Source organism: Paractinoplanes deccanensis, from assembly GCF_016862115.1.
In the GTDB taxonomy this organism is placed as follows: domain Bacteria; phylum Actinomycetota; class Actinomycetes; order Mycobacteriales; family Micromonosporaceae; genus Actinoplanes; species Actinoplanes deccanensis.
In genome coordinates, this window is the sequence record NZ_BOMI01000130.1 from 21,545 (window position 1) to 29,066 (window position 7,522).

Consider the following 7,522-nt stretch of genomic DNA (forward strand, 5'->3'; position numbering starts at 1 on the left):
CGAACGTGGGTGAGCAGGCCGCTCGTGGCCGCCCGATAGAGTGCACCCTGCGGGGATCACGGGAGGTACGGCCATCGACACCGAAAAGCGGGAAACCGGACCGGTAGACCTGTCGGGTGCGGCGGCCTTGCGGTCCGTGCTGCGTATCCGGCCCTTCCGGCGGCTCTGGCTCGTGCTCGGCCTCGCCTCCTTCGGCGACTGGATCGGCCTGCTCGCCACCGGCATCTTCGCCGCTGCCCAGTTCCAGAGCAGCGCCGGCCAGGGCGCGGCCTTCGGCGGCACCATCGCCGTACGCCTGCTCCCCGCCCTGCTGCTCGGCCCGATCGCCGGCGTCTTCGCCGACCGGTTCGACCGCCGCTACACGATGGTCATCACCGACCTGCTGCGCTTCGTCTTCTACGGCTCGATCCCGCTCGTGCCGCTGCTGGGCGGTTCGCCGGGCGTCACCGTGGCGTGGGCGGCGATCGCCACGTTCATCGGCGAGACGATCACGCTGATCTGGATCCCGGCGAAGGAAGCCGCGGTCCCCAACCTGATCCCGAAGTCGCGCATCGAGGTCTCGAACCAGCTCACGCTGGTCACGACCTACGGCATCACGCCGATCCTGGCCGCGCTGGTCCTCTCGGCGCTGACCGCCGGCCTCCAGCAGTCCGGGGTGACGCTGCCCGACTGGGCGGCCCCGGTCCAGCTGGCGCTCTACCTGAACGCGATCTCCCGCCTGGTCACCGCGCTCACGGTCTTCTTCGGCATCAAGGAGATCGGCGGCAAGAGCGCCGAACGCCAGCGCGAAGCCCAAGAGCAGAGCATGGTCCGCCAGTTCCTCGACGGCTGGAAGTACATCGGCGGCACCCCGCTGGTGCGCGGCCTGGTGCTCGGCATCTTCGGCGCGTTCGCCGCCGGCGGCATCGTGATCGGCGCGGCCAAGACCTTCGCCACCTCGCTCGGCGCCGGCGAGGCCGCGTTCTACCTGCTCTTCGGCACCATCTTCATGGGCCTCGCGGTCGGCATCGGCCTCGGCCCCATGATCATCCGCGAGCTCTCCCGCCGCCGCTGGTTCGGCATGAGCATCGTCCTGGCCAGCGGCTCGGTGATGTTCCTCGGCGTGGCGTTCCACCTGTCGATGGCCCTCGTCGGCGCCCTCCTGGTCGGCGCCGGCGCCGGCATGGCGTTCCTGGCAGGCACGACCCTGCTGTACGGCGAGGTCGACGACGCCGTACGCGGGCGCGTCTTCGCCGTCGTGCAGATCGGCGTGCGGATGGTGCTGCTCCTGGCCATCACCCTCGCCGGTTTCCTGGTCGGCCTGGGCAGCTCCCGCCGGGTCGACCTGGGCGCGTTCAGCGTCGACGTCTCGTTCACCCGCGTGCTCCTGCTGGTCGCGGGCGCGGCCGGCGTCATCGTCGGGATCAGCTCGTTCCGCCAGATGGACGACAAGCGCGGCGTCCCCGTGCTGGCCGACCTGTGGGGCTCGATCCGCGGGCGCCCGCTCGCCCCCGACGAGCAGTTCGTCCGCAGCGGCGTCTTCGTCGTCTTCGAGGGCGGCGAGGGCGCCGGCAAGTCGACCCAGGTCCGCCGCCTCGCCGAAGCCCTCGAAGCATCGGGCCACGACGTGGTGGTCACCCGAGAGCCAGGCGCGACCGAGGTGGGCGCCCGCATCCGGGGCCTGGTCCTCGACAAGGGCGACGCCCCGTCACCGCGGGCGGAGGCCCTCCTCTACGCGGCCGACCGAGCCCACCACGTGGCCACGGTGGTCCGCCCCGCCCTGGCCCGGGGCGCCGTGGTGATCAGCGACCGCTACGTGGACTCGTCCCTGGCCTACCAGGGAGCCGGCCGCACCCTCCCGGTCTCGGAGATCTCCTGGCTCTCGTCCTGGGCAACGGGCGGCCTGAAGCCCGACCTGGTAGTCCTGCTCGACGTGGACCCGACGGTGGGCCTGGGCCGAGTCGACTCCCGAGGCGAGGGCACCGACCGCCTGGAGAGCGAGTCCCGGGCCTTCCACGAGCGCGTCCGCTACGCCTTCCTCGACCTGGCAGCCGCCGACCCGCGCCGCTACCTGGTGCTCGACGCCGCCCGCCCCCCGGAGGAACTGGGCGCCGCGGTGGACGACCGCCTGGCCACCCTCCTCGCCGGCGACGGCGTCACCCACCCGGCCCCCGCCTCGACAGCGGTCCCGCCGGGCCCGGACCTGCACGCCCCGGACCTCCAAACCCCCGAACAGCCAACGGCCGACTCCACCCCAGCGGCCGGTTCCATCCCGGCGGCCGACTCGATCCCACCGGCTGGTTCCGTCCCACCGGCCGGTTCGACCCCGGCGGCTGGTTCCGTCCCGGCGGCCGGTTCGACCCCGGCGGCTGGTTCCATCCCGGCGGCCGGTTCGACCCCGGCGGCTGGTTCCGTCCCGGCGGCTGGTTCCGTCCCGGCGGCCGACTCTGCTTCGTCGGCCGGCTCCGCCTCGTCCGCCAACTCCGCATCGTCGGTCGACAGTGCCACCGGCGCGGGGACTCGCCGCCACGCTGCGCCTCACCCCGCCGAACGGCACGAGGAACCGCCGCTCGAAGAGATGGCCGAACTGCTCGGCGTCAACGACGACGAGACCCCCGACGGCCCCACACGCGCCGGCCACCGCTGACCGCCGACTGCCGGCCGCCGCCGACTGCCGGCCGCCGGCCGCCGCCGACCGCCAACCACCGCCGGCCACCGGCCACCGCCAAGCGTTGACTGACCGCTGACCGCTGGCCGTCGCCGGGCGTTGGCCGCTGCCGGGTGGCGCGGCCTGAGCGCGTTGCCGCCCCGTAGCTCAGCCGCAGGCCCGGCGGTGGGCCTTCGTTGCAGCCAGCCGGTCGGTAGCCACCGAACCGGCCGGAAGCTCGCTGACGGGCCCTCGTGGCACCCAGCCGGTCGCTACGGCGGGTGCGGCCCTCCTCCGGCGTGACGAACCACCTCCGTACCTCTTGAATTTTCAACCGCGCCAGAGCGTGAGCATCATGGCCTCGACGGCGATCTCGGGTTTGACGTTTTGGTCGATCGCGTCGCGGCAGGCCAGGACGGCCTCGAGGCGGCGCAGGGTGCTCTCGGCGCTCCACTTGTCGGCGGCGGCCGCGGACTGGGCGGCGGCGTCGGTGTGCACGACCGAGACCGGAGCGCGCAGGTTGGTGATCAGCACGTCGCGGTAGAAGCCCGCCAGGTCAACCAGCGCCCGGTCGAGCGCGTCCCGTTTCGAGCGGGTCGCGCGGGACCGCTGCCTTTTTTCCAGCTCCTTCAGCTGGCCGGCCGCGCCGCGCATGGCTCCGGCCGCTCCCCGGCCCGTGCCGCCGGCGCCCAGGGCCTGCTCCAGCGCCGCGCGCTCGGCCGCGTCGGTCTCGACCACGGCCTCCGCCGCCTCGGCCTCGGCCGCCTTGATCAGCGCGGCGGCCGCCTCGTAGCAGGCCCCGACGCTGCTCAGCCGCCGCGGAACGGCCAGGACCGCCTCGCGCCTGCTGCGGGCCTCGGGGTCGCCGGCCAGCCTCTTCGCCCGCCCGACATGTCCCTGCGCGGCGGCCGCGGCCCACGCTGCCACGTCGGGCGCGACGCCGTCGCGCCGGGACAGCACCTCGGCCACCGCGTCGGCGGGCGGCTGGCGCAGCGCCACCACCCGGCAGCGGGACCGGATCGTCACCGAGATGTCGTCGGGGTGGGTCGACGGCGTGCAGAGCAGGAAGACCGTGCGCGGCGGCGGCTCCTCGATCGCCTTGAGCAGCGCGTTGCCCGCCTGCTCGGTGAGGCGGTCGGCGTCCTCGATCACCACGACCTGCCAGCGCCCGCCGGACGGCGCGCTCGCGGCCCGCAGCACGAGGGTCCGCATCTCGTTGACGCCGATCGAGAGGCCCTCGGGCACCACGAAGCGCACGTCGGCATGGGTCTTGCCGAGCGCCGTGTGGCAGCCGTGGCACTCGCCGCAGCCCACCCCGTCGCGCTCGCACTCGAGCGCGGCGGCGAAGGCCCGCGCGGCGACCGAGCGCCCGCTCCCTGGCGGCCCGGTGAAGATCCAGGCATGGGTCATCGCGCCGGCGGGCACCTGCTCGCCGGCCACCACCCGAGCCGCCGCGGCGGCCGCCTGGCGCAGCGTGGCCACGGGCTCGGTCTGGCCCACCAGATCAGCGAAGACGTCAGTCACGCCCACGATGGTATTGCGCCGGTCCGACAGGTCTCGAAGTTATCCACAGGCCGGGCGTCCGCGGTTATCCACAGTGGAGAACTCGTCGTAGCGAAGCGGTCACTCTTCCGGGTACGTTCTGGTCCCGATAAGCGACGCAATGCTGACACGCAGTGAGGAGTCTCGGCATGGTGCGTGAGATCGACGAGGCGTGGATCAGTGAGGCCATCGACCGGCATCGTCGCGTCGAGCAGCTGCGCGCCGAGTTCGACCGTGCCGTCGAGTCGCACCTGGTCTCCGTGCACTCGCCGGACGGCTCGATCGAGGCCACCGTGACCGCCACCGGCCGCATAACGGACATGCGCGTCCACGGCGGCCTGCAACACCGCGATGCCGACGAATTCACCCGCGAGCTCCAGGCCGTGGTGGCCGCGGCGACCGACGCCGCCCGCTGGGCGCGCGACAAATTGCGCGGCGAGATCTTCGGGCAGCCGCGCGCGCTGGGGGAGGCATGACATGGACCACCTCGCCGAGAGTCTCGACCGCGCGGCCGACGACCTGCGCGGCGTCGAGCGCGCGGCGGCTGCGCTGACCGTTCCGCCCGGCGCCTTCGCCGACGCCGCTGCCGGGTTGCCCGGCCGGCTCGGCCAGAGCCTCCGCGAGCATTGGGCGGCCGCCGTGGCCGCCCGCGCGCAAGAGGCGGCCCGGGCTTCGGCCCGGCTGACCGCGATGGCCGCCTCGATCCGCGCCGCCCGCGACGACTACGCCGCGACGGACGACTCGGTCCGCCGGCGCCTGGCACGGGAGCTGTGATGGATCATCTCGACCAGGTGCTCGACGCCGCCACCCCGCTGCTGCGCCGGGCGGAGGAGGTGATCGACGAGGCGGGCGCGCCCGCCGGTCACGCGTTGTGGCAACAGCTTCGACGCGTACGGCTTCTGCCCGCCGACGCCGCGCATGCGGTGGCCGCTCTGGACCCCGCCGCGCTGGCCGACGCCGTGCCCGAGTTGCGCGCGGCCGCCCGTTCCTGCGTCGCGACAGCCGCCGGCCTGCCGCCGCCCGGCGGCGACTGGCAGGGGGAGGCCGCCGACACCTACGACGACCTGCGCCGCCGCGTCAGCGGCCACCTGGCCGGTGCGGACGACAGCCTCGACGAGCGCCTCGAGGCCACGGCCGACCTGGCCGCCGCCCTGCACGACTGGATGGTCCGGGCCCGCGAGAGTCTGGCGGCCGCCTTGGCGGAGGTCCTGACCTCGGCCGAGGGGCTGACCCTCCAGACGTCATCCGGCGCGCATCCGCCCGACGCGGCCTCGATCGAAGCGGCGGCAGCCGTGACCACTCATGTCCTGCGTGCCATCGCCGACCACTACATCGAAGCGGAGGAGCTCATGCGCGAGTCCAGACCACTGACTGACCCGATCCCGGTGTAGCCGCCAAGCTCGCGCCGACGGGAGCGCGGGGCGACGCATGGGCGGTCGCCCGGCGGTGTGGGCGTCGGCGTCGGTTGCGCGGCGCCTCCTGCCGAAGTTGGGCGGCTGGGGGCTGGGTGGCCAGGGCGGACGGCCAGAGCCGGGCGGCGAAGGCTGGGCGGCTGGGGCTGGGCTGCCGGGGGTCGGGCGGTCTGGGCCGCGCGGTCTGGGCCAGGCGATCCGGGCCGGGCGGTCTGGGCCGGGCATGGGCGCGGCGCCGCATTCGGATAACCGGAAAAACTCCGAATGCGACGCCGCGACCTCCTGCACCCCCCGCAGGTGTACCGACTACTCAACGCCATCGATGGATGGTTGTCTCGGGGTTGCGGCGCCTTCGGGCCGCTCGGTCAAGCAGGATCGGACGTCCGTCGTGCCGGGCTCAGCCTTCAGGAGATCGACAACTCTCCATCTGGCCCACTCGGTTCCGGTTCGTCCGTCCGTTCCTGCCCGGCTCGGTCAGGACTGCGAACGCCTGCGGCGCATGCCCAGCGCCACCGCCGCGATGCCCGCCAGCAGCAGTGCGCCGCCGACCATGGCCAAGCGGTCCAGGCGCGGGCCGGTCACGGGAAGCCCGCCACCCACGCCGCCTGTCGCGACCGGTTGCTCGGCGGGGGAGACCGCCGCGGACTCGAGCAGGCCCAGCGACATGTCCAAAGTGGTCGTCACCTGCGGCTTGTGCCCGTAGCCGGGCTTGCCCCGATCCTTCGTCTCCGAATGCGCTGAAGTCTCCGAATGCGCTGAAGTCTCCGAGTGCGCTGAAGTCTCCGAACGCGTTGCAGTCTCAGAGCGCGCGGCCGTCTCCGGCCGCGCCGCGACCGACCGGATCAGGGAGAGCTTGACGGCCGTCGCCCGAGCGGCGATGGCGTTCCCCTTGGCCGCATGGCGGACATCCCCGAGCGAGATGCGCAGACGCGTGCCCGTTTTCGCGTAGGAAGCGGATTCGGGCTGCGGCGCCGCCGCCACCGGGGGCAGGCCCGGCACCGCGGGCACGGGCAGCGGCCCGGCCTTCCGGAGGCCCTTCAGCTCCGCGAGACCGCTCAGCGGCACCGACTCCGTCGCGTGCCGATCCGGAGTCAGCGTGATCTCGGCGTGGTCGCCCGCGGTCTCCAGCCGCTTCGTGGCGATGCCGTCGCCCGACACCTCCAGCACGGCCGGCCGATAGTCGACGTTGCCACCCTCGCCCGCCGACATCGAGGTCGTCAGCGTGGGTGCCCGCAGCACGCGCACCCGGACCCGCCCGTCGGCCAGCTCGATCCGCCCGGCCTTCATCGTCGCCGAGGCCACCGTCCGCGCATTCTCGCCACTTCGCTCCAGCGCCGTCGTGCTCACGCTTGCGAGCTTCTCCGGTACGCGGACAAGCCCGTCGTGCAACCGCAGGCTCGTGATCCGCGACTCCGAGCGCGACGTCTCACCGACGGCTCGGCCGCACGCCATGGCGGGATCCCATTGAGCGTGCGCGCTGAGCCGCCCGTCGCCGAGCCGGAGCGGGCCCGCCTTGCCGGCGGAGGTCGGCCGCTCCGCCGCCTTCGCGTTGGTCGGCGGCGCCTTCTGCAGGATCGGCTTGCTCAGCGAGCCGTTGCCCTCGGTCAGGCCGTCGAGCATCCGTCCGTACGCGGCCGAAGCGGTCTTGGCCTCGGCGATCATGACGGTGCGCGCCTCGCCGACGCCCACATCGGACAACGTGGCGCTCTTGGCGCTTTCCGTCGCGTCCGCGCCGTGCCCGAGACCCGAGCGCCCGAGACCCGAGCGCCCGTCCGCACCAGAATCCCCGCCGTCGGCGCCGGGGTCATCAGAGTCCATTTTGTCCGACGAGGGCGCGGCGGGATCGGAATGCCGCGAACCCGACTTGTCGGATCCGGTCATCTGCCCGGCACCGCTCTGCCCGCGAGAGCCGCCCGACCGCGTGCCGTCCGGTCCCGAGCTG

The 7,522-nt window shown here is 73.6% G+C and carries 6 protein-coding genes; 4 read left to right on the forward strand and 2 right to left on the reverse strand.

Annotated elements, in window-relative coordinates; translation table 11 throughout:
• Positions 1–172: 172 nt before the first annotated feature.
• Positions 173–2,626, forward strand: a complete 2,454-nt coding sequence (gene tmk / locus Ade02nite_RS32420) for a dTMP kinase (RefSeq protein WP_239169226.1) — start codon at positions 173–175, stop codon at positions 2,624–2,626.
• Positions 2,627–2,956: 330 nt separating this feature from the next.
• Here the strand turns inward: tmk and Ade02nite_RS32425 are convergent, their stop codons facing one another.
• On the reverse strand, positions 2,957–4,150 hold the full coding sequence (locus tag Ade02nite_RS32425; protein ID WP_203772188.1) for a DNA polymerase III subunit delta': 1,194 nt from the start codon (positions 4,148–4,150) through the stop codon (positions 2,957–2,959).
• A gap of 167 nt (positions 4,151–4,317) precedes the next feature.
• On the opposite strand from Ade02nite_RS32425, the gene Ade02nite_RS32430 reads away from it, so the two are divergent.
• Genes Ade02nite_RS32430 through Ade02nite_RS32440 form a run of 3 tightly spaced genes read left to right on the forward strand, consistent with a single transcriptional unit; the run spans position 4,318 to position 5,559 of the window.
• Positions 4,318–4,644: a YbaB/EbfC family nucleoid-associated protein gene (locus Ade02nite_RS32430; RefSeq protein ID WP_203772190.1), complete on the forward strand. Its 327-nt coding sequence runs from the start codon at positions 4,318–4,320 to the stop codon at positions 4,642–4,644.
• 1 nt (position 4,645) lies between these two features.
• Positions 4,646–4,942 (forward strand): hypothetical protein, encoded by a 297-nt coding sequence (locus tag Ade02nite_RS32435; RefSeq protein ID WP_203772192.1) that lies wholly within the window; start codon positions 4,646–4,648, stop codon positions 4,940–4,942.
• Positions 4,942–5,559: a hypothetical protein gene (locus tag Ade02nite_RS32440; RefSeq protein ID WP_203772194.1), complete on the forward strand. Its 618-nt coding sequence runs from the start codon at positions 4,942–4,944 to the stop codon at positions 5,557–5,559. The genes Ade02nite_RS32435 and Ade02nite_RS32440 overlap by 1 nt, the downstream gene beginning before the upstream one ends.
• Positions 5,560–6,054: 495 nt before the next feature.
• Here Ade02nite_RS32440 and Ade02nite_RS32445 read toward each other — a convergent pair whose 3' ends face one another.
• On the reverse strand, positions 6,055–7,398 hold the full coding sequence (locus tag Ade02nite_RS32445) for a hypothetical protein (RefSeq protein ID WP_203772196.1): 1,344 nt from the start codon (positions 7,396–7,398) through the stop codon (positions 6,055–6,057).
• Positions 7,399–7,522 lie beyond the last annotated feature (124 nt).